This window comes from Nitrobacter hamburgensis X14 (assembly GCF_000013885.1).
Lineage (GTDB): Bacteria > Pseudomonadota > Alphaproteobacteria > Rhizobiales > Xanthobacteraceae > Nitrobacter > Nitrobacter hamburgensis.
This window is the reverse complement of the sequence record NC_007961.1, coordinates 103,125-121,408: the sequence shown is the minus strand read 5'-3', so window position 1 is coordinate 121,408 and position 18,284 is coordinate 103,125. Positions and strand designations below refer to the sequence as shown.

General features: G+C 64.6%; 17 protein-coding genes and 2 pseudogenes. 9 read left to right on the top strand and 10 right to left on the bottom strand.

The features are described 5' to 3' along the window. The first annotated feature begins 128 nt into the window (after positions 1 to 128). The 5 genes from traC to NHAM_RS23765 all read left to right on the top strand — a co-directional run bounded on the left by traC (position 129) and on the right by NHAM_RS23765 (position 3,697). A complete protein-coding gene (gene traC, locus NHAM_RS23785) occupies positions 129 to 389 on the top strand; it encodes a conjugal transfer protein TraC (RefSeq protein ID WP_011505307.1) in 261 nt (86 codons plus the stop codon). Positions 390 to 393: 4 nt separating this feature from the next. Further along, positions 394 to 609: a type IV conjugative transfer system coupling protein TraD gene (gene traD / locus NHAM_RS23780; protein ID WP_011505306.1), complete on the top strand. Its 216-nt coding sequence runs from the start codon at positions 394 to 396 to the stop codon at positions 607 to 609. Continuing rightward, entirely contained in the window at positions 596 to 2,521 is a 1,926-nt protein-coding gene (traG, locus tag NHAM_RS23775) for a Ti-type conjugative transfer system protein TraG (RefSeq protein WP_011505305.1), read from the top strand. The genes traD and traG overlap by 14 nt, the downstream gene beginning before the upstream one ends. A gap of 370 nt (positions 2,522 to 2,891) precedes the next feature. Beyond that, positions 2,892 to 3,356 carry a thermonuclease family protein gene (locus NHAM_RS23770; protein ID WP_011505304.1) on the top strand — a complete coding sequence of 155 codons (465 nt, stop codon included), beginning with the start codon at positions 2,892 to 2,894 and terminating at the stop codon, positions 3,354 to 3,356. Positions 3,357 to 3,439: 83 nt separating this feature from the next. Continuing rightward, positions 3,440 to 3,697 carry a WGR domain-containing protein gene (locus NHAM_RS23765; protein WP_011505303.1) on the top strand — a complete coding sequence of 86 codons (258 nt, stop codon included), beginning with the start codon at positions 3,440 to 3,442 and terminating at the stop codon, positions 3,695 to 3,697. 81 nt (positions 3,698 to 3,778) lie between these two features. Here NHAM_RS23765 and NHAM_RS23760 read toward each other — a convergent pair whose 3' ends face one another. Then, a complete protein-coding gene (locus tag NHAM_RS23760; protein WP_041359805.1) occupies positions 3,779 to 4,180 on the bottom strand; it encodes a single-stranded DNA-binding protein in 402 nt (133 codons plus the stop codon). Between the two features lie 836 nt (positions 4,181 to 5,016). On the opposite strand from NHAM_RS23760, the pseudogene NHAM_RS23750 reads away from it, so the two are divergent. After that, positions 5,017 to 5,494: pseudogene (locus NHAM_RS23750) on the top strand (transposase); the annotation flags it as partial. A 357-nt stretch (positions 5,495 to 5,851) separates the two neighbouring features. On the opposite strand, the gene NHAM_RS23745 reads toward NHAM_RS23750, so the two are convergent. Then, positions 5,852 to 6,163: a type II toxin-antitoxin system RelE/ParE family toxin gene (locus tag NHAM_RS23745; RefSeq protein WP_011505300.1), complete on the bottom strand. Its 312-nt coding sequence runs from the start codon at positions 6,161 to 6,163 to the stop codon at positions 5,852 to 5,854. Continuing rightward, complete coding sequence (locus NHAM_RS23740) at positions 6,160 to 6,465, bottom strand: type II toxin-antitoxin system RelB/DinJ family antitoxin (RefSeq protein ID WP_011505299.1); 306 nt, start codon at positions 6,463 to 6,465, stop codon at positions 6,160 to 6,162. Before NHAM_RS23740 ends, NHAM_RS23745 begins: the two co-directional genes overlap by 4 nt. Before the next feature lie 312 nt (positions 6,466 to 6,777). Here NHAM_RS23740 and NHAM_RS23735 point away from each other — a divergent pair. Then, positions 6,778 to 7,137, top strand: a pseudogene (locus tag NHAM_RS23735) (tyrosine-type recombinase/integrase); the annotation flags it as partial. A gap of 76 nt (positions 7,138 to 7,213) precedes the next feature. Here the strand turns inward: NHAM_RS23735 and NHAM_RS23730 are convergent. The 6 genes from NHAM_RS23730 to NHAM_RS23705 all read right to left on the bottom strand — a co-directional run bounded on the left by NHAM_RS23730 (position 7,214) and on the right by NHAM_RS23705 (position 12,006). Beyond that, positions 7,214 to 7,804 (bottom strand): hypothetical protein, encoded by a 591-nt coding sequence (locus NHAM_RS23730; RefSeq protein WP_011505298.1) that lies wholly within the window; start codon positions 7,802 to 7,804, stop codon positions 7,214 to 7,216. Between the two features lie 347 nt (positions 7,805 to 8,151). Beyond that, positions 8,152 to 8,496 carry a DUF7673 family protein gene (locus tag NHAM_RS23725; RefSeq protein WP_011505297.1) on the bottom strand — a complete coding sequence of 115 codons (345 nt, stop codon included), beginning with the start codon at positions 8,494 to 8,496 and terminating at the stop codon, positions 8,152 to 8,154. Then, on the bottom strand, positions 8,489 to 8,902 hold the full coding sequence (locus NHAM_RS23720) for a hypothetical protein (RefSeq protein ID WP_011505296.1): 414 nt from the start codon (positions 8,900 to 8,902) through the stop codon (positions 8,489 to 8,491). Before NHAM_RS23720 ends, NHAM_RS23725 begins: the two co-directional genes overlap by 8 nt. Further along, complete coding sequence (locus NHAM_RS23715) at positions 8,899 to 9,768, bottom strand: DUF7007 domain-containing protein (RefSeq protein ID WP_011505295.1); 870 nt, start codon at positions 9,766 to 9,768, stop codon at positions 8,899 to 8,901. Before NHAM_RS23715 ends, NHAM_RS23720 begins: the two co-directional genes overlap by 4 nt. Next, positions 9,765 to 10,241 carry a hypothetical protein gene (locus NHAM_RS23710; protein ID WP_011505294.1) on the bottom strand — a complete coding sequence of 159 codons (477 nt, stop codon included), beginning with the start codon at positions 10,239 to 10,241 and terminating at the stop codon, positions 9,765 to 9,767. Before NHAM_RS23710 ends, NHAM_RS23715 begins: the two co-directional genes overlap by 4 nt. 91 nt (positions 10,242 to 10,332) lie before the next feature. Further along, positions 10,333 to 12,006 carry a ParB/RepB/Spo0J family partition protein gene (locus NHAM_RS23705; RefSeq protein ID WP_011505293.1) on the bottom strand — a complete coding sequence of 558 codons (1,674 nt, stop codon included), beginning with the start codon at positions 12,004 to 12,006 and terminating at the stop codon, positions 10,333 to 10,335. A 345-nt stretch (positions 12,007 to 12,351) separates the two neighbouring features. Between NHAM_RS23705 and NHAM_RS23700 the strand changes: the two genes are divergently transcribed. After that, positions 12,352 to 12,657: a type II toxin-antitoxin system MqsR family toxin gene (locus NHAM_RS23700; protein WP_011505292.1), complete on the top strand. Its 306-nt coding sequence runs from the start codon at positions 12,352 to 12,354 to the stop codon at positions 12,655 to 12,657. Between the two features lie 2 nt (positions 12,658 to 12,659). Continuing rightward, complete coding sequence (locus NHAM_RS23695; protein ID WP_011505291.1) at positions 12,660 to 13,088, top strand: type II toxin-antitoxin system MqsA family antitoxin; 429 nt, start codon at positions 12,660 to 12,662, stop codon at positions 13,086 to 13,088. Here NHAM_RS23695 and NHAM_RS23690 read toward each other — a convergent pair. Then, entirely contained in the window at positions 13,085 to 18,187 is a 5,103-nt protein-coding gene (locus NHAM_RS23690) for an Eco57I restriction-modification methylase domain-containing protein (RefSeq protein WP_011505290.1), read from the bottom strand. The genes NHAM_RS23695 and NHAM_RS23690 overlap by 4 nt on opposite strands. Positions 18,188 to 18,284 lie beyond the last annotated feature (97 nt).

Genomic DNA, 18,284 nt, shown 5'->3' with positions numbered 1-18,284 from the left:
AACGGCGGGATGATCTTCCAAAGTGTCGGCTTCGCCGACCCCGTTAATTAACGGGGTCGCGCTCCGCGCTCTCCCGGGCTTTCCTGTCAGACGCTTCGCGCTGAAAACGACAGGAAAGGTCGTCCGGAATGAAAAAGCCATCGCGGCAGATCAGGGACGAAATCGCCCGGCTTCAGGAGCAATTGAAGCAGGCTGAAACGCGGGAGGCCGAGAGGATCGGCCGCGTCGCGCTGAAGGCCGGACTGGGCGAGATCGAGATTGAAGAGACCATGCTGCTGTCGGCCTTCGAGGAGGTAGCGAGCAGGTTTCGCAAAAGCGGCGGCCGGACGTCGAAGGCGGCCACGGGCGTCGCATCTGGCGCGTCTGCGGGCGCGCCTCAAGAGGGCTGAGCGGATGCGCCGCTCCGATTCCGTTGAGGCCCGCAAGAAGGACACGCGCGAGAAGATCGAGCTCGGCGGCCTGATCGCCAAGGCTGGCTTGCGCTACGAAAAGCGTGCGCTGCTGCTGGGCCTGTTGATCGATGCCGCCGACCGTCTGCGCGGCAACGAGGCGGAGCACGAGCGCCTGACGGCAATCGGCGCAAAGGCGTTCGGCCATGAAGGCACGTAAGATCGCCCTCGCGATTGCGCCGGCCATCCTCATGGCGGTGCTGTGCCTCGCCACGACCGGTGCGGAATCGTGGCTGGCGCGGTTCGGAACGACGCCGGGCGGCCGGATGCTGCTCGGCCGGATCGGCCTCGCCCTGCCCTATGCACTGCCGGCCGCAGCCGCCGTCATCTTCCTGTTCGCGGCGGCCGGCGCCAACGCGATCCGCGCGGCGGGATGGGGTGTCGTGACCGGCGGCTGTCTCGTCGTCGTCATTGCCGCTTCGCGCGAGATCGCGCGCCTGCATTCCTTCGCCGACGCCGTGCCGGCCGGAGAACGGCTTCTTGCCTATGCCGATCCCTCGACCATCGGCGGGGCGACGATCGCGGCGCTCGTGGCCGCGTTCGGATTGCGCGTGGCGATGCGCGGCAATGCCGCGTTCGCGGCGGCCGCGCCACGCCGCATCCGGGGACGGCGCGCCATCCATGGCGAATCCGACTGGATGGCGATGACCGAGGCCGCGCGGCTGTTCGCCGAGGCCGGCGGCATCGTGGTCGGCGAGCGCTATCGCGTCGATCAGGATGCGGTCGCCGACCGTGCCTTTCGCGCCGACGAGGCGGACACATGGGGAGCCGGCGGCAAATCCCCGCTACTCTGTTTCGATGCCTCCTTCGGCTCGTCGCATGCCATCGTCTTCGCGGGCTCCGGCGGCTTCAAGACGACGTCTGTGACAGTGCCGACCGCGCTCAAATGGGGTGGCGGCCTGGTCGTCCTCGATCCGTCCAACGAAGTCGCGCCGATGGTCTTGACGCATCGGCGGAACGCCGGCCGTCAGGCCTTCGTGCTCGATCCGCGGTCGCCAGAGGGCGGTTTCAACGTGCTCGACTGGGTCGGTCAGCACGGTGCGACCAAGGAGGAGGACATTGCCGCCGTCGCGTCATGGATCATGACCGACAATCCGCGCCAGGGCTCGGCACGGGACGACTTCTTCCGCGCCTCGGCGCTGCAGCTGCTGACGGCGTTGGTCGCCGACATCTGCCTGTCCGGCCATACGGAAAAGAAGGACCAGCATCTGCGCCAGGTCCGCGCCAACCTCTCCGAGCCGGAGCCGAAGCTGCGGCAGCGGCTTCAGGCGATCTACGACAACTCGGCGTCCGGCTTCGTGAAGGAAAACGTCGCGCCGTTCATCGCCATGACGCCTGAGACGTTCAGCGGCGTCTACGCCAATGCGGCGAAGGAGACGCACTGGCTCTCCTACGCCAACTATGCAGCGCTGGTGTCGGGATCGAGCTTCACCACCGCCGAGCTCGCGGACGGGCAAACCGACATCTTCATCAACCTCGACCTGAAGACGCTGGAGAACCATCCGGGCCTCGCCCGCGTCATCATCGGCTCGCTGCTCAACGCCATCTACAATCGCAATGGCGAGGTCAGCGGTCACACCCTGTTCCTGCTCGATGAGGTCGCCCGCCTCGGCTATCTGCGCATCCTCGAGACTGCCCGCGACGCAGGCCGCAAATACGGCATCACCCTGTTGATGCTCTATCAGTCGATCGGCCAGATGCGGGAAGCCTATGGCGGCCGCGACGCGACCAGCAAATGGTTCGAGAGCGCGTCCTGGATCTCGTTCTCGGCTATCAACGATCCCGAGACGGCGGACTACATCTCGAAGCGCTGCGGCGACACCACAGTCGAGGCTGATCAGCTCAGCCGGTCATCACAAATGTCGGGCTCGTCGCGGACGCGATCGAAACAGCTCGCCCGGCGCCCGCTGATCATGCCGCATGAGGTCCTGCGCATGCGAACCGACGAGCAGATTGTGTTCACCGCCGGGAATCCGCCGCTGCGATGCGGACGCGCGATCTGGTTCCGGCGGCGCGATATGAAAGCATGTACCGGCCAGGACCCGTACCATCGCAGCGAAGCCGTTCGATGACACGAGGGATCGACATCCGGCGACCAAGCCGGCAGCTTTCCTACCATTTGGCGGCGACGCTTGGGTCCGGCACCGCGAGAGGATCGTCAGGCGAAGGCGCGGAGACCGCTTGCGGGCTCCGGGAGCGCCGCCCTACCGGCGTGAGTAGAGGCGTCCCCGCAGGGGCTCGCCCAGCTTTCCCGTGCCGTAAGCAGATGATAACACTCGTCCGCCTATCATAGGGAAATGCATGGAGAGACGCCGCGCAAGTTGAGCACCCTCATGCAAAACAGATCCGACCGGAAGAAAATAATCTGGCATGCGGGAGAACGCTTCACACGCCAGCCGAAAAGTTCGATCAGCCACGCCAGGCGCAGCAGGAGCACCTCACTTGAGATGGGGATGGGCTATCGCTGTTCTGATCGCAGCTGGCATCTACGCCGCCAATCACTATGATGTAGGCGCAGGTCGTCTCCTTGCGGTCGCGGCTCCAAAAGCGGATATGCTCACCGCGACATTTCCGTTCTGTGGTGACGGCCGCCGCGTCACCTGCGTGGTGGACGGGGATACGTTCTGGCTGTCGCGCGTGAAGATCCGCATTGCCGACATCGACGCGCCGGAGTTGAGTCCTCCACGATGCGAGGCGGAGCGGATAAAGGGCGAGGCCGCCAAGAGCCGGTTGCGCGAGTTGCTCAACGCCGGGCCGTTTTCGCTCACGGCCGGCTGGCGCGACGAGGATCGCTACGGACGGAAGCTCCGCACCGTTACGCGGGACGGCCGCTCGATCGGCGAGATCCTCGTGGCGGAACGCCTCGCACGCCGATGGGACGGTGCGCGGCATCCGTGGTGCAATTGACCATCGGGAAAATGAATCATTCGTGGCGGGTCGATTCATTATTCTAATTGGACACCGATTCCTGAAGACGCGAGAATCGGTGCATGCCTGAGTTTGAGCGTCACCCGCTTCACCTTCGCCGCATCGATCCGGCCCGCAACATGCGGCGGTTCTACCTGCTCTCGATCCAGCCGACCCTGTTCGGCGGAGTGTCGTTGATCCGCAACTGGGGCCGGATCGGCACCAACGGCCAGACGATGATGCAAACCTTCGACGACAGCACGGATGCCGGCGACGCGCTCGGCCGGCTGGAGCGCGCGAAGCGCCGGCGCGGCTACGGCGATGCCAGCGCCGAGCGTTAGCCGAACGTTCCCGGCGATGCACCCGAGAGTCAATGACAAGCAGAAGGCCCGGCGGCTTACGCCGGGCCCTTGCCATCTCGCTCAAAATGGGATTTCGTCGTCGCTGGACTGGCCACGGTCCTCGTTCTCGGTCTGCTTCGCCCGGCTCAGGAAGTCGATCGTCTCGGCGATGATCTCGCAGCCGTAGCGGTCGTTGCCCTGCTGGTCGGGCCACTTCGTGTAGTGGATGCGGCCCCGGACCAGGACCCGCATGCCCTTCTCGCAGTGCTGCTCGACCGTCTTGCCGAGGCCGTTGAAGCAGGTGATGCGGTGCCATTCGGTGTCCTGCACGCGATAGCCGTCCTTGTCTCGCACGACCTTGCCGTCCTCGTAGCGCGGGCGCGAGGTGGCCAGCGTGAAGTGGGTGATGCGGGTGCCGCCCTGCGTGTTGCGGCTTTCCGGGTCCTGGCCGATGTTGCCGGCGAGAATGACGATGTTTTGCATTTGAGTTCTCCGTTGCTTCCGTCCGAGGGACCGTCCCTCCGACGAGCCCCGGAAAAGACCGTCGGGAGCTGCCAGCACTGATGCCCTGGCGTCAGCTCGACCCCTAAGGCCCGGAGTGGTGCGGGCAGGCGCTTTAGCGCCAACACGGTCCGGAGCCGCGGGGGTTGCGGCTGGTGATCGAACGGTCTTAGGGGATCAGTCAGTCGGAGGGCGAAATCCATCGGCGGGCGGCGACGAGAACGGATGCACGAGAGCATCGTCTTGCCGGTGACATCGATGGCGAGATGACCAATATCAGCAGCAGGGCGCCCCTTCGCTCACGACATGGCAGTCCGCGACCACTCCGCAAGCAATGCGGAAAACGTGAGGACGCGGTGCTCGCGCCAACAGGACGCCCAGCACAAGCTCCAACTGGTGACGGCTCGCGCATGACATGGCGGTCGGGGCGACAAGAAGCGTGCGGATTCAGTCCTGGCGCGGCCGTCGCACGAAGAGGCCGCGGGGGCGGATTCGTAACAGCGATGCGAGATCGTCATGCCGCCCGGCGCCAACCAGGTCGAGTCGGACCATAACGGACAAGCAGGCATGCGAACATACGCCGGCTTCGTTCTGCGAGGGACAGGCGCTCGCTGGCGCGGAGCCGACGGCGGGCACGACGGGATGTCGGGCACGGGCCTTGGCGGATCGCGTGAGCTGACCCTCAAAGCAACGATATGTCCGCAAGCGGCCGACCGGCCATGCCATTGCGGTCGCAGGTCAATCCTGCTTCCGGAAGAAAGGGGCGAGCGCGGCGTCGAAGAACGGGATCGTCACACCAGCCCCATATCACTTTGTTTCGACCGCGACGCCCGGAAGCCACCATCCGAGCGGTGACGAAGACCAACAGCAATGTGAAGCTCCTGAAGACGATCCCCGGCATCGGTGAGTTCTAAGGTTGATCGACGCCGAGATCGACGACATCCACCGCTTCCGCAAGTCGAAGAAGCTGGCCGCCTATGCGGGTCTCGTTCCCTCAACCTATTCAAGCGGGGCAAGACCTATCACGGCAAGATCATCAAGCAGGGCAACAAGCGGCTGCGCTGGGCTTTCGTGGAGGCGGCCGCACCGGCCGGCGTCACCGATCCGCAGCTTCGAGCCCAGTATGAACACCTGAAGTTCAGAGGAGCGAACAAGGCGCGTGTCGCAATCGCGCGCAAGCTTTTGACGATCACCTTCCATATCCTGCGTGACCAGCGCCCCTACGAGCGGCGCGGCCTCAACGGCGAGGAAGGTGCATCGTCGACGACATCCCGGCCTGTCCTGATGATCGTTTAGCGAACCTGGCAGGCCTTCGTTGCGCTCTTAAAGGAGAATTGGGAAGCCGGGAGCCGAACGCCACTATGTGACCGAAGCCACGAAGACAAACGGCATCAGGGTCACGGATTGGAGAATGGTTCAAGACCGCAGGACGAAACCAACCCGTCCTGCGAACGGAGAAGCTTTAGCCGATCGGCCGAAACGCTGGTCAGAACACAACCAAACCCAAGGAAAAGCCGCGCAAAGCAAGCGTTCTTCCCCCTTGAGTTCTTTTATTGGAGACCGATCATGTGCAAGATCCACACGCGAGGCATCGCGCTTCGTCAATCTCAGTGAGCTTCGATCGCAGCGTGCGCCGCGGGGGGTACGCGGGCTTCAGCCCTCGGGGAGTTCGTCGGGCCATCGCTGGGTGCCGTGCAGAACGCGCAGAATCCGGATCGCATTCTCCGTCACGATATAGGCAGCGATATAGGGGGTGTCGTTGATGACAAGCTCGCGGGTGCCGACGACACGGCCGAGACGGCCGAGACGGCCGAGACGGCCGCTCTCCGGGAAGTCGACGAGGAGGCGCACCGCGGCGGCGATCCGCTCGTCGATCACGATCGCTGCGCGAGGGTTATCAGCCTCGAAGTGGGTGAAGATGCCGTCGCGATCGGCGAGCGCGAAGGCGGACCAGAGAAGCTTCACGATTTCGCGTCGGCCTTTTTCCGCGCCGCTGCGCGTCGGCTTGCGAAATATGCGTCAGCCTGCCTATCAGAGACATCGGGCCGGGTGTCCTCCAGCGCTTCCTGCACCTTCGCCCGGAACCAGGCGTCATGCGCCTCGCCGTTCGTCACCAGTTCGAGCGGCAGCGCGCCCTCGTTGGCGGTCCGCGTCAGCAGGATGCGCACTGCATCTGAAACGGTCAGTCCCAGTCCTTCGAGCACGGCCGATGCGCGGTCCCGCACGTCGGCGTCGATACGGGTCTGGACGAGAGCATTCGCGGCCATGATTGCCTCCTTGCTAACGCCAATGTAATGCAATTGAATGACAAAATCCAGCTCTTTCGCGCGACAGAGGTTCTCGTCCCTTGAGGCGGATCGGAATGACCTTTGCGATCCATGGTCATGCCGGCGCGGAATTGCCCGCGAGCTCTGTTCATCGATCAGGTGGGCTGCATTGAGTGCCCGGGCCTAAGCTAATCGGAATGCTGTCGTGCAGACCTTCGGTGGTTGTGTAAGAAGGCGCTCCAATCTTTGGAGTAAGGAAACGTTGTGCCTTTGGAATCTGAACGTCCAGTCGCCCTGGTAACTGGATTGTCCGACGTTGGCGAAGCTATCAGCAGGTATCTACGGGAAGATCTAACCTCGACGACCACACGCACGCTGTTCGTAACGCATCGAGCCCCCGATCGTCCCTTCAAAGGCAGCCAGATCATCAACGACATGCTCAAAGAGGCGTTCGCTGCGACGGGAGTGAAACCCCCGACACCATATGTTGGATCGCACGTTCTGCGCCACAGTCTGGCGACAAATATGGTGCGCGCCGGCGCCTCTCTGGAAGAGGTAGGAGATCTTCTGCGTCATCGATCGAGAGCGACAACGATGATTTATGCGAAGCTCGACATCGATGGGCTTCGCTTCGTCGCACAGCCGTGGCCCATCTCGGAGGTCGCGCAATGAGCTTCCTTGCTGAACTTGATCGATTTGACAATATAGAGAGAAGAGAATGGCGGGGCCGAAGCCCCGCCGGCGGCCCTCACCCGAACGCCGCCATCTGGACCTGGGCTGCCTTGCGGTCGAGTGTCTGGCCGGGATTGTCGAGCGGACGCTCGAAGGGTTTCCAGCGCTCGCCGACGACTTGCTCGTAGGCTGCAACTGCGCCCTCAGCCGCCATGCGGAGTGCGTGGGACTGCAGGGCCATGTCGGCGGCGAACTCGCGCTTGCGCTGCGCGGCGCTGTCGAAGCCGACCGGTCCGTCGAGGTCCTCGTCGCGAACGTCATTGGCTACCTTGGCCGTGGCGTCGCGAGCCTCCGTCACCGCGCGGCTGTAGAACTGGCCGGCCCCGTGGGCGGAGCCGACATAGGCGCCGACGATCCGCTGGAGGTGGATCTGCATCGCCCGCTCGCCGAGGCCTTCGTTCAGGCTGCTGGCCGTCTCGACAATCAGGCGCTCGTGAAGATCGCGGATGCCGTCGGTGTCGATGATCGCAAGGCCGAAGCTTTCGGAGATGCGGGCGGCCTGGCTCGTGTCGGGGCAGGCGAACCTGACCATTTCGAGGGTGGTGCCCTTGCGGAGGTGGACGACCTTGGCGGGCTGACGGGGAGCAGCGGCGGGTTTCTTGGTCATCGGGATATCCTTTCCTTCGGTTTCCTGAAGGCCTGGACCGGCTCCTGCCGGTCCTCCCTTCGGGTGCGGTCGAAAAAAACCGGCGGAATGACGGGCGCTTCCAGGTCCGGGGACGCTGAATCGAGCGGAGCGGGTTTGCGCGCAAGCAGGGCTTTCAGCCCTCGCGCAGCAAGCGGACCCGCTTTGTCGAGATCGGCGGCGACTCGGCCGCAACGCGGCGCGCAGCGGCCTGGAAGTGACCGGCCGCCGGTTTACGAGCGCAACAAACCCGAGGGGAGGTCCGGCGCGCCGGAACGATGAAGAGAAAACCGATCGGCAAGGATCGCGATAAACCTGCCGCCGATTCCTCATAAAGCCCTCGGTCGGGGCAACCGGGACAGTACCGTCGCTGTCAGGCTTCGACCGAACGCGCCCAGACTTCCGGCCGCCAGAGCCTGATGAGGTTCTCGATCTCGGCACGGTAGGCCTTTAGGATATTCCGCAGCCGGAGCTTCTGCGAGACGGGCGGCGACGATCGCCATGTCGCGGGCGATGTCACGATCCACCGCGAACATGTCGGCGAGGTCGAATCCGCCGAGGCTGTCGGCATTCCACCACGCGAAGATGAAGTTCGCGACCCGGCGCGACTGGCCGGTGTCGCTCGTCGCGACCTCGAGCAACCGTTCGAATGCAGCGCGCGTGGCGTCATCCATGATCGCAAACCCTCTGGCTGCGGGACGGCGCCATAACGCCGGCGCGATCGCGCGCGGCGTCGCTGGCTGCAGCGGCGCTGTCGAGGCTGCCCTGCGTAAGACCGTGACGCTGGCAGAACGCGGCAATGGCCGCATCCTGCCGGGCGAGCTTGCGGGAAAGGGCGTCAATCTCCGGCTGGCGTTCGGCGGTGATCGCGGCGAGGTTCGCGCGATAGCGCTCGAGGAACGCGCTCGGGTTAGGTGGCCTGCCGCGCCGATAGCATGTGTGCTGCGGCTTCAACTGCGGGATCACCGCGGTCATGCGCCGCGTGATCTGCCGGTCGATCATGTCGAGCTGGCGCTGAATCTGCCGCCGGGCTTCCTCCATGCGGGAGAGGCGAATTACAGTATCGGACGAGGCGCTCATGACGATGTTCCCCGCTGGAAATCGTCATCGATGGCGTGGCGATCCGGATCGATGACGAAGCCGAACCGTCCGACCTTGTATTCAGCCGAGGGAACGAGAAAGCGTCGTTCCTCCACGCCCGGGCCGCGCTGAGAGCCGAGCGTGGCGATACATTCGACGAATCCCTTCTTGCGGTCGGAGGTGATCGCCGAGATGACGATCCAATCCGCGGCGTGCGTCGCCTCGAATGCCCGACGATCTTTTTCATAGGATTCGCCAGGTTGCAGGATCGTGCCGAAGATCGTCTCCCACGCATCCGGCCAGCTGTCCTTGACGGTACGCTCGGCGCAGCGGCGCTCGTAGCTGGTGAACAGATGCGGGAAGGTGATCGCGACGATCGCCCATTCAGCATCTTCCTCATAAAAGCCGCCCTTCGATCGCAGCATCGGATGGACCTGACGGTTTCGCGCGGCCGACAGCTTGAATCCGCCGTGACCGGCGGTGGAATGGGAAACGACGCCCTCGGCATTAACGGTCGCGCCCTGCGAAGCCCCCCAGGGCGTATGAGCGCGCGAATATACCTCAACGCGCCCGAGCGCCTTGCGCTCGCGCTGGTGCTCGGCATTTTCCGCGACCCTTGCGCGGAAAGCGTCTTCGTCGGCGAGCTCGCCCGAACAACCGTAGAAGTCTGCGCGCGTCCATTCGCTCATCGGGCGGGAGATGCGCCAGGCTGTGACGAGGAAATACCGGCCGTCGCGAGCCGGAGCCATGGCGAATGCGGTCTCGCCGACACGCGCAACGAGAAGACCGTCTGCACTGCGGCCAAATGAAGCCCCCGGAAAACCGGGGGCTTCATTGTCTGTGCGAGTGGGAGATAACGCATTCATGCCGCGGTCCTCCCCTCGACAATATCGGCCCCGACTTCATCGGCCGTCACTTCCTCCAGGACGGCGCTTGGATAGCCGTGGCGCGTCAGCCACTCCTGCGCGTCGGCATGGTTCGAGACGAGATAGACGAGCTCCGCGCCGTCTCCCGCCTGGTTGAAGACGCGGATGGATCCGATCACCGGACGTTCGAGGATGGTGAAGTGCAGCGTCGAATCCAGCGAGAAGGTCCGATGGACACGGATCGCGATGACGCCGCCGGCGCCGTAATCCGCTTCATGCAGCGTGAATGACGCCGAGAGCGAGACATTGCCGACGGCTCGGTCGCCCTGCTTGCGGATGAGGCGGCCGCTGCTGTTGTTGGTCTGCCAGGCGGCGATCTTCTTCTTGAAGCGAGCCGGTGGCTGCGGGCTCCGATCAGACCAGGCGATGGTCGAGCCGATGGGAGCGTTATCGAAGATGGTGTGCGCGGACATCGTGTCCTCCGTGTTGGTTCAAGGTGTGGAAACAGAACCGCCGCCGACGAGACCGGCGGCGGCAGATCGTTCGGAAGAAAAAAGCGCGTGGTTATTCGGCCGCCTCCCGGAACGCCTCGGCGTCCTCACCGGACGAGCCATCGGCGATGCCGTCGAGCCCGTCCTCTGCGTCATCGGCATCGTCCGTCGTGCTGGACGCCAGCCATTCGGCGAGCTTCGCCGCATCGGGCGCAAAGAGTGCAGCCGGATGGATGAAACATTCGTCCTTGAAGTGCTCGACGAGCGCGGCGCGGGTATCTTGCACCCGCTGGCGCGGCAGGACCGGCGTGCTCTTGCACGAGCCCTCGAGCGCCGGCCGCGACAGGCACGACAGGAAATCCTCGGTGCCCATGTTCGGCAGGAACTCGTCCGCGCCGATCGTGGCTCCAGCGACGCGAGCGACGACGCCGCTGTTGGTGGCATTCTCCCGGCACGAGAACACGTCGATCAACACGGCGCGCGCCGCAACGCGCAGCGTGTCCCTGTCGAAGTCGAGCGTGCCGTCGGCGTCGAACAGCACGGCCGCGTGTTTCGCCAGACGGCTGTGGCCATAGCTAACGCCGCCGCTTCCCGTGGTGACGGACACGTTCTGGCCGGCGAAAGCGAGGATCAGCAGCGCCATCAGGGTGTCGTCCTCGATCGGCGCCCGGCCAAGCGCTTCGCGTAGCGCGTCGGTGCGGTAATCGCCGATCATCTCGACACCCTTGCGCGTCACATCGGGACGGGCCTTCGAGATCACGCCGACATCCTCTGCGCTGCTCTGCGAGCCGGACGCGGCCTTGCCCTTCGGCTTCTTCGCTTCGGGCATCCGGTAATGCACCGTGTGCACGCGGCCCTCGCGATCGAGATACATCGCCGTGCAATCCGACTTGGTCGGCTTGCCGTAGACCCGCTCGGCCTTCAGCGGCAGCTTCACCTCGCCATAATTGGTGGTCTCGGCGACGATGCCCTTCTTCGGCAGGTTGTTCGCCATCCACTCGTGCTGCGCGCCGAGAAACGCTTCGACGTCCGTCGTGTAACGGCTGTCCTCGTCGGCCGGCGCGAACAGATCCTCGACCCACTGGATTCCGTAGGCCTGTGCGAGATCGGCGCCAAAGTTGGCGTGACGGGCATACATGCGTGTCTTCTGCAACGCCTGGGCAACGCTCCACCACGAGACCTGTGGATCGGCCTTCGACGGCTTGTGCTTCTTCCAAACCTCCTTCTGCTCGTCAGGCGAGGCGGCGGCGATGGTGCGAAGCTGCTGTTCGTTCGGCATGTCGCCCTTGGCCATGTGGTCGAGCATGACCGGCAGCACATTCGCAAGCAGGCGCAGCTTCCTGATCTGGCGCACGGGCAGCGCAAGCGCGACGCCGATCGCCTCCTCGGTCCAGCCGAGCGCGACGAGACGCTCAATCGCACGCCACTGGTCGACCGGATTCATCGCCTCACGGGCAATGTTCTCGATCATCGAGCGCATGGCGCCATTGTCGTCCGCCGTCTCGTCGACGAGCACGTCGATTTCCTTGAGGCCCGCCGCGATCGCCTGCTTCACGCGGCGATGCCCGGAATTGATGATGTAGCCGTTGCCGCCGCCGGATTCCGACGTGATGACGGGCGGCTGCACGATACCGACGGCCTTGATCGTCGCCAGCAGCAGCGCGTCGGCCTGCGGCGCGGACTTCGTCTGTCGCAGGCGGTCGGGATTTTCCTTCAGCCCGCGCGGATCGACCTTGATGAGATGCATGGGAATGCTCCTTTTGGAGGTTGCGGACCGGCGCGACCGGCCCTTTCGCGTCTTCTTTCCGAAGACATCCCCCGACCCGCAGAGCGGACGGGCCGGTGCAACTGCGGCCGAGCATCCCTGCCCGGCAGGACCAGCAGGGCCAAAGCCCTGCGCAGGACGACGGGCCGGGATCGCGGCAGGCCGCGGTTGAACGTCAGCGTCACCGGGCCGCCCGATCTGCGAGCGGGCCTTTCCGCCCCTCCTTTTCCCCCTCTCTTCTTTCCTCCCCCTGCACATCCGTGGGGCGTCAAAGGTCGATCCGACCCCGCCTTTGCTTGATTTGCCCCCATTATGGTGGCATATGGTATGGAGAAGAGGCGTCCGACGTACGATCTTGAAGCGATCAAGACGGCGCTCGGGTCGGCCGAGAGGCTTGCGATCACCTCATCCGCGCTGCGCGACGCCGTCGCTTTGGGCTTCGATCGCGCGCGGGTGGTCCAGACGATCGCAGGAATCGAGCGGCGGATGTTCTACAAGTCGATGACGACCTTCGCCGATCATCGCGTCTGGCAGGACGTCTACCACGTCCCGGCGCGCGGCGTGACGATCTACGTGAAGATCCAGGCGGACGTCGTGACCGAGTTCACGGTCATGTCGTTCAAGGAGCAATGACCATGGCGGCATCGAAGATGGACGTGCCCAACACAATGGTCTCTCCGGAGACAGGAGAGACGCTGCGCCGCGGCGTTCGTCCCTTAATCGTGACCTACAAGGGTAAGAGCATCACGGTCGAACTGCCCGGTTATTATCCGGACAATGGCGACGACGGCATCCATGTCGGTGACGACATGGCGATCACCGATGCGGCGCTTCGGATTTTGAAGGAAGAGATCGAAGGCATTCCCTCTCCCGCCACGATCAGAAGAGTGCGCGAGAAGCTCAAGCTGTCGCAGCGCGAGGCGGGCGGTCTGCTCAAGGTGGGCGAGAACGCCTTCGATAAATACGAGCGGGGCCTGGTCGAGCCAAGCGGTCCGACCAGCCAGTTGTTGCGGCTCCTCGACCAGCATCCGGAGCTGCTCGAGGACTTGCGCGAGAGCGCCTAAGCAGCGATCGACCTCGCCTCGCCGGCGCCCTCGATGTCCGAGGCAAGCGCTTTGTCGATCTCGGCGAGTTGCCTCCGCTTGCCGGCGAGTTCGCCGGCGAAGGCGAAGTCGCCGCCTTCGCGCGACTGGTAAGCGACAAGCCGCCGGCGGGCATCGGCAAGACGCTGGCGATAGCGCTCTTGCTCTCCCTCGAAATCGGCAAGTGCATGCTCGAGGCGGGAGACCGCGCCGAGCGGCGTCACCGTGACCGGTAATTCGATCTCGTATTCGGCGCCGGTTCGCAACAGCATGGTGGAATAGCGATAGCCATCGCGTCCGAAGCGCTCGCCCGAATATTCAAGATCGAAGCCGCCAATGGAAGCGATGGTCGTTTCGCCTTGCTGCTGAAGCTGGATCAGGGTGAGGATCTCGCGCATGAGGGCGCGGCCGGCCTGCTTGCGCTCGACATAGCGCTGTCCCTTCACGCTCATCGCAAAGGACTCGCCGTACGTCGGCGAGAGCTGTTCGATGTCCTGGCCGATCTCCACGATACGCCGCGTCGCATGCTCGATCTCGCGCTCGGCATCGCGGACCTGGCGGCGGATCGCGTGCTGGTCGTCGACATGGGCGGCGCGGAGGCGTTCGAGCCGCGCGATATCGGCTTCCAACCCCGCCTTCTGCATCAGGCGCTGATCGCCGGACGCGATGGCCTTGGCCATGGCGAACTGGTTGGCCTGTCCCTCGCCGAGGTCCTCGAGCCGCCGGATCGACGTGTCACCGGAGAGCGCCGCTGTAATGAAGCGGGCCTTACGCTCGTTGTTCTGCCACATGGTCGCGTCGAGCGACCCTTCGGTGGCGTAAGCAAAGATATCGACCTCGTCGTGCTGGTTGCCCTGCCGGACGATGCGGCCTTCGCGCTGCTCGATCTGCGAGGGCAGCCAAGGGACATCGAGATGGTGCAGCGCCTTCAGGCGAAGCTGCGCGTTGACGCCGGTGCCCATCGTGTCGGACGAGCCGATCAGGAACCGCACCTTGCCGGCGCGCACGTCGCCGAACAGACGCTGCTTTGCCTCGGACTTCCTGTAGTCCTGCATGAAGGCGATCTCGGACGCCGGCACGCCCATGCGCACGAGTTCGTCCCTGATCCAGCGATAGGCCGAGAAGCCGCGGCTTTTCTCGACGCTGATCGTACCGAGATCAGAGAAGATCATCTGCGCGGCGCCGGGGAGCTCAAACGGCTTGCCGTCGGAACGGATATAGGCGTTGCCGGCAGTCTCCTGCCAAATGCGGATTGCATTGGAGATAAGATTGTTGAGCTTGTTGTGCGGCTCGCTGTCTTCGTCGGCATCGACCAGTCGCAGGTCGATCGCCGCGTGGCGACCATCGGTGATGACGGAGAGCAGGATGTCGTCGCCCGGCTCCGGCGGCCGGTCGCGCTCCTCAATGGCCTTGATGCGCTCGTCGAGCAGGACCTGATAGCGCTTGAAAGCGGCGGTCGGCTTCGCGGTGAGGATCTGGCGCTTGCCGGTCGAGATCGCCGGCACCTTCACGTATTGCCGCAAATCCTCCGGCGTCACCACGTCCGCGAAGCTGCGGAACATGGCGATCAGCTCGGGAACGTTGACGAAGGTGGCGAAGCGTGTGACCGGCTTGTATTTACCTGAGGGTTGGAGCTCGAGCTCTGTCGAGACGTCGCCGAAGGTCGACGCCCATGCATCGAATTCGTGCAGGCCGCGCTCGGACAGTGCGGCGTAGCCGAGATAGCGCTGCACCGAGAACATCTCGCCGAGTGTGTTGGTGATCGGCGTGCCGGAGGCGAGCACGAGCGCCCGGCCCGGATTCTTTGTCTCGATGAAACGCGACTTCACGTAGAGGTCCCAGGCGCGCTGCGAGCCATTCGGGTCGACACCCTTCAGCGTCGACATGTTGGTGGCGAAGGAGAGCTTCCGGAATTCCTGTGCCTCGTCGACGATGACCTGATCGACGCCGATCTCGGAGACGGTGAGAAGATCGTCCTTGCGGGTCGCGAGCGACTCCAACCGCTCCTTCAAGCCCTCTTTCAGCCGTTCGAGTCGCTTGCGCGAGACACGGTCGTCGCTCTCGACCTTGGTCAGCAAGGTCTCATACAGCTCCAGTTCGTCCTGGATCATCTGCTGCTCAAACGCCGACGGGACGCCGATGAAGCGAAACGCGCTATGCGTGATGATGATCGCGTCCCAGGTCGCCGTCGCGGCGCGCGACAGGAAGCGCTGGCGCTTGTCCTTCGTGAAGTTGGTGTCGTCGGCGACCAGAATGCGAGCCGAGGGATAGAGCGCCAGGAACTCGCGCGCCGCCTGCGCCAGGCAATGGCCAGGAACGACCAGCATCGCCTTCGCGATCAGGCCGAGCCGGCGCTGCTCCATGATGGCGGCGGCAAAAGTCATGGTTTTGCCGGCGCCGACGGCGTGGGCCAGATAGGTCGAGCCGGCCGCCACGATCCGCCAGATGCCGCGCTTCTGGTGCCCATAAAGAGAAAAGGCGCCAGAGGCGCCCGGGAGCTTCAGATGCGAGCCGTCGAAGGCTCGTGGCGCGATGTTGTTGAAGCGGTCATTGTAGACCCGCGCCAGACGGTCGGTGCGATCCGGATCGGACCAGATCCAGCGCTGGAATTCATCCTTGATCTTCGAGAGCTTCGTTTTCGCCGCCTCGGTGTCGACGACGTTGAGCACACGCCGCTCACTGTCGACGTCCTTGATCGTGTCGAAGATCTGCGGGACCCGGCTGTTCAGCGCATCGGCCAGGAGTTCGCCGGCATGGCGGCGATCGGTGCCCCATTCCGACGTTCCGGCGGCCATCCATCCGAGCTGGCGTGCCTCCACGGTCCACGACGCCAGTTCCTGCATGTGGTGGATCTTGATCTCGGCGCCCATCGTCTCGTGCACGAAGGCGACGATGTCGGCGGCCGGAATCCACGGCGCGCCGAGGCGCGCGGTGATGTCGGAGGGCCGCAGATCGGCAGGCTGCACGCCCTGAAGCGCGGTGACATTGCGCTGATAGGACGGGTCAAGCGCCGCGGCGGCCTCTGCCGCCCTCAGCTTGTCGCGGACATGGCCGGAGAGATAGGCGTCGGCCGTCTGCCACGAGCCGTCGGCCGGATCGCGGAAGATGGCGCTGCCGAGCTCAGCGATGACGTCCTGCCCATCACGATGCAAGAGTTCCGCAATATGGTCGACATCGACGCGCGCGCGTTCGTTCAGAACGACGGCAAGGGCGTCGGCCGCACTGGTGATGACCGGCGGCGCGGGCGGAGAGATCACCCGCTTCGTGAAGATCGGACCCGGCTTCGCCGTATTGGTCTCGAGGTCATAATCCTCGATCGAGGCGACCAGCCAGCAATCAGGATCGTCGAGGAAGGACTGGATGTTCGGACGCCGATGCGTCTCGCGCACCTCGCCCGTTTCCTCGTCTTCCGTCGTGGAGACCGTGGTGAAGTTGATCGGACCGAAGTCGCGGACGAAGTTCGACCAGGCAATGCGCAACCTGACCTGCGCCTCCTTCCACGGCCGGTCGAGTTCCTGGGCCTTCAGCACCCCGCGCACGGCATCGCGGATCGGGATCAGCTTTTTGATGATGCGGACATGCTTCTCCGGGATGCCATCGGCGCTGCGGCCGTTGCGTACTTTCACGGCGACGGGCTGGCCATCGAGGACTTGCATCAAGCCGCGGGCCTTGTCGAAGAAATAGCTGCCCTCGCGCACATGCCGCTCAGACGGCAAATCGGCGCCTGTCTGGTCGTCTCCGTCCCGCAGATCAGGGTCGATCACATCGGGTTCGACGCCGTAGATCGCTTCCGGAAGAAGGTTGACGGCGTCGGCGAGCGCCACGCCGAGACTCTCGCCGCGGCGCGGACGGCAAGTGTACATCTCACCGAAAGGTCCAGAGGCGAGCGCGTGCGTGCCGAGCACGAAGTCAGGATGCTGCACAAGCCATCGGTTCACGCGAATGGCAGCTTCGTCCTCTATCGCGGGACGAACCTCCTCGATGTCGAGCCAGGACAGGTCGCCTTCGGGTTCGGCGATCTTCCGCTTTCGGAAGAACAGCAGGTCGACGACGACGTCCGTGCCGGCGCTGGCGCGGAAGCTGCCCTCGGGCAGGCGGATCGCCGCGATCAGGTCTGCGGATTTGGCGATGTGCTCGCGGGCGGAGGAATCCGCTTTGTCCATGGTGCCGGAGCTGGTGACGAAGGCGGCGAGCGCGCCGGGCTTCAGCAGGTCGATCGCCCGGGCGATGAAGTAATCATGCAGGCGCAGGCCGCGTGAGCGATAGGCGCGATCCGAGCGCACCGTGCGATCGGAAAACGGCGGATTGCCGATTGCGAGGTCGAAACTCGCAGGCAGCTCTGTGCGAGCGAAATCGCCGCGGATGATCCGCGCCCGCGGCTGCAACAGGCCCGCGATGCGCGCCGTGACCGGATCGAGCTCGATGCCGGTGACGTGCGAGGTTTTGCGCAACCCCTCCGGCATCAGCGCCGGAAACAGACCGGTGCCGATGCCGGGCTCGAGCACGCGGCCGCCGCGCCAGCCAAGCCGTTGAAGCCCGCGCCAGATCGCGCGGATGATGAACTCCGGCGTGAAGTGTGCATACTGCGTGCAGCGCGCGAGCGAGGCATGGTCGAGATCGCCGACCGCATCCTCTAGGTCCTCGCCGATCTCCTCCCAGCCCTTGCGAAACGCGGCCTCACCAAGCCGCCGGAAGACGAAGTTGGCAAGCTCGGATGCGCCGAAGCCGGTGAAGCGGATCAACTGTTTCTGCTCTTCAAGACTCGCCGGACGCTCCTCGGCCTCGATCGCGGCTGCGAGGCGAACGGCGGCGATGTTGTCGCGGGCGCGGTCCTTCCAGCTCTTCGCCAGGGCGCGGTCGCCGGCAAGATGGAAGTTTGCGCCGCGCTCGCGCCGCGCGGATGGTGCGGACCGCGCGACCGCCGCGACCGGGATCGCGGGGGCCGGAGTAGCCGGATCGGGATCGTCGTCATCGTCCGGATCGAAGGTGTCGCCAGCGAAGGCGGTGACGCCGAGGCCGAGGCCGGATGACACCGCGGTGTTGCCGAAGAGGTCGAGGGTGAAAGGGTCGTCATGCGCCATTGGAAACTCTCCTTGTGATGAGGGCGCGTGCCGTCGTCCCGCTGGCTGGCAGGCGACGGCGTTCGCATCGGTCGGATTGGAGCGGCCGGTTTCGCCG

Coding starts and splice junctions, on each gene's coding strand:
- NHAM_RS23710 (WP_011505294.1), bottom strand. CDS start 10,241: ATGTCCGCGCACACCATCTTCGATAACGCTCCCATCGGCTCGACCATC.
- NHAM_RS23720 (WP_011505296.1), bottom strand. CDS start 8,902: ATGAGCGCCTCGTCCGATACTGTAATTCGCCTCTCCCGCATGGAGGAA.
- NHAM_RS23725 (WP_011505297.1), bottom strand. CDS start 8,496: ATGGATGACGCCACGCGCGCTGCATTCGAACGGTTGCTCGAGGTCGCG.
- NHAM_RS23740 (WP_011505299.1), bottom strand. CDS start 6,465: ATGGCCGCGAATGCTCTCGTCCAGACCCGTATCGACGCCGACGTGCGG.
- traG (WP_011505305.1), top strand. CDS start 596: ATGAAGGCACGTAAGATCGCCCTCGCGATTGCGCCGGCCATCCTCATG.
- NHAM_RS23695 (WP_011505291.1), top strand. CDS start 12,660: ATGGCGGCATCGAAGATGGACGTGCCCAACACAATGGTCTCTCCGGAG.
- NHAM_RS23730 (WP_011505298.1), bottom strand. CDS start 7,804: ATGACCAAGAAACCCGCCGCTGCTCCCCGTCAGCCCGCCAAGGTCGTC.
- NHAM_RS23715 (WP_011505295.1), bottom strand. CDS start 9,768: ATGAATGCGTTATCTCCCACTCGCACAGACAATGAAGCCCCCGGTTTT.
- traC (WP_011505307.1), top strand. CDS start 129: ATGAAAAAGCCATCGCGGCAGATCAGGGACGAAATCGCCCGGCTTCAG.
- NHAM_RS23700 (WP_011505292.1), top strand. CDS start 12,352: ATGGAGAAGAGGCGTCCGACGTACGATCTTGAAGCGATCAAGACGGCG.
- NHAM_RS23690 (WP_011505290.1), bottom strand. CDS start 18,187: ATGGCGCATGACGACCCTTTCACCCTCGACCTCTTCGGCAACACCGCG.
- traD (WP_011505306.1), top strand. CDS start 394: ATGCGCCGCTCCGATTCCGTTGAGGCCCGCAAGAAGGACACGCGCGAG.
- NHAM_RS23760 (WP_041359805.1), bottom strand. CDS start 4,180: ATGCAAAACATCGTCATTCTCGCCGGCAACATCGGCCAGGACCCGGAA.
- NHAM_RS23765 (WP_011505303.1), top strand. CDS start 3,440: ATGCCTGAGTTTGAGCGTCACCCGCTTCACCTTCGCCGCATCGATCCG.
- NHAM_RS23705 (WP_011505293.1), bottom strand. CDS start 12,006: ATGCATCTCATCAAGGTCGATCCGCGCGGGCTGAAGGAAAATCCCGAC.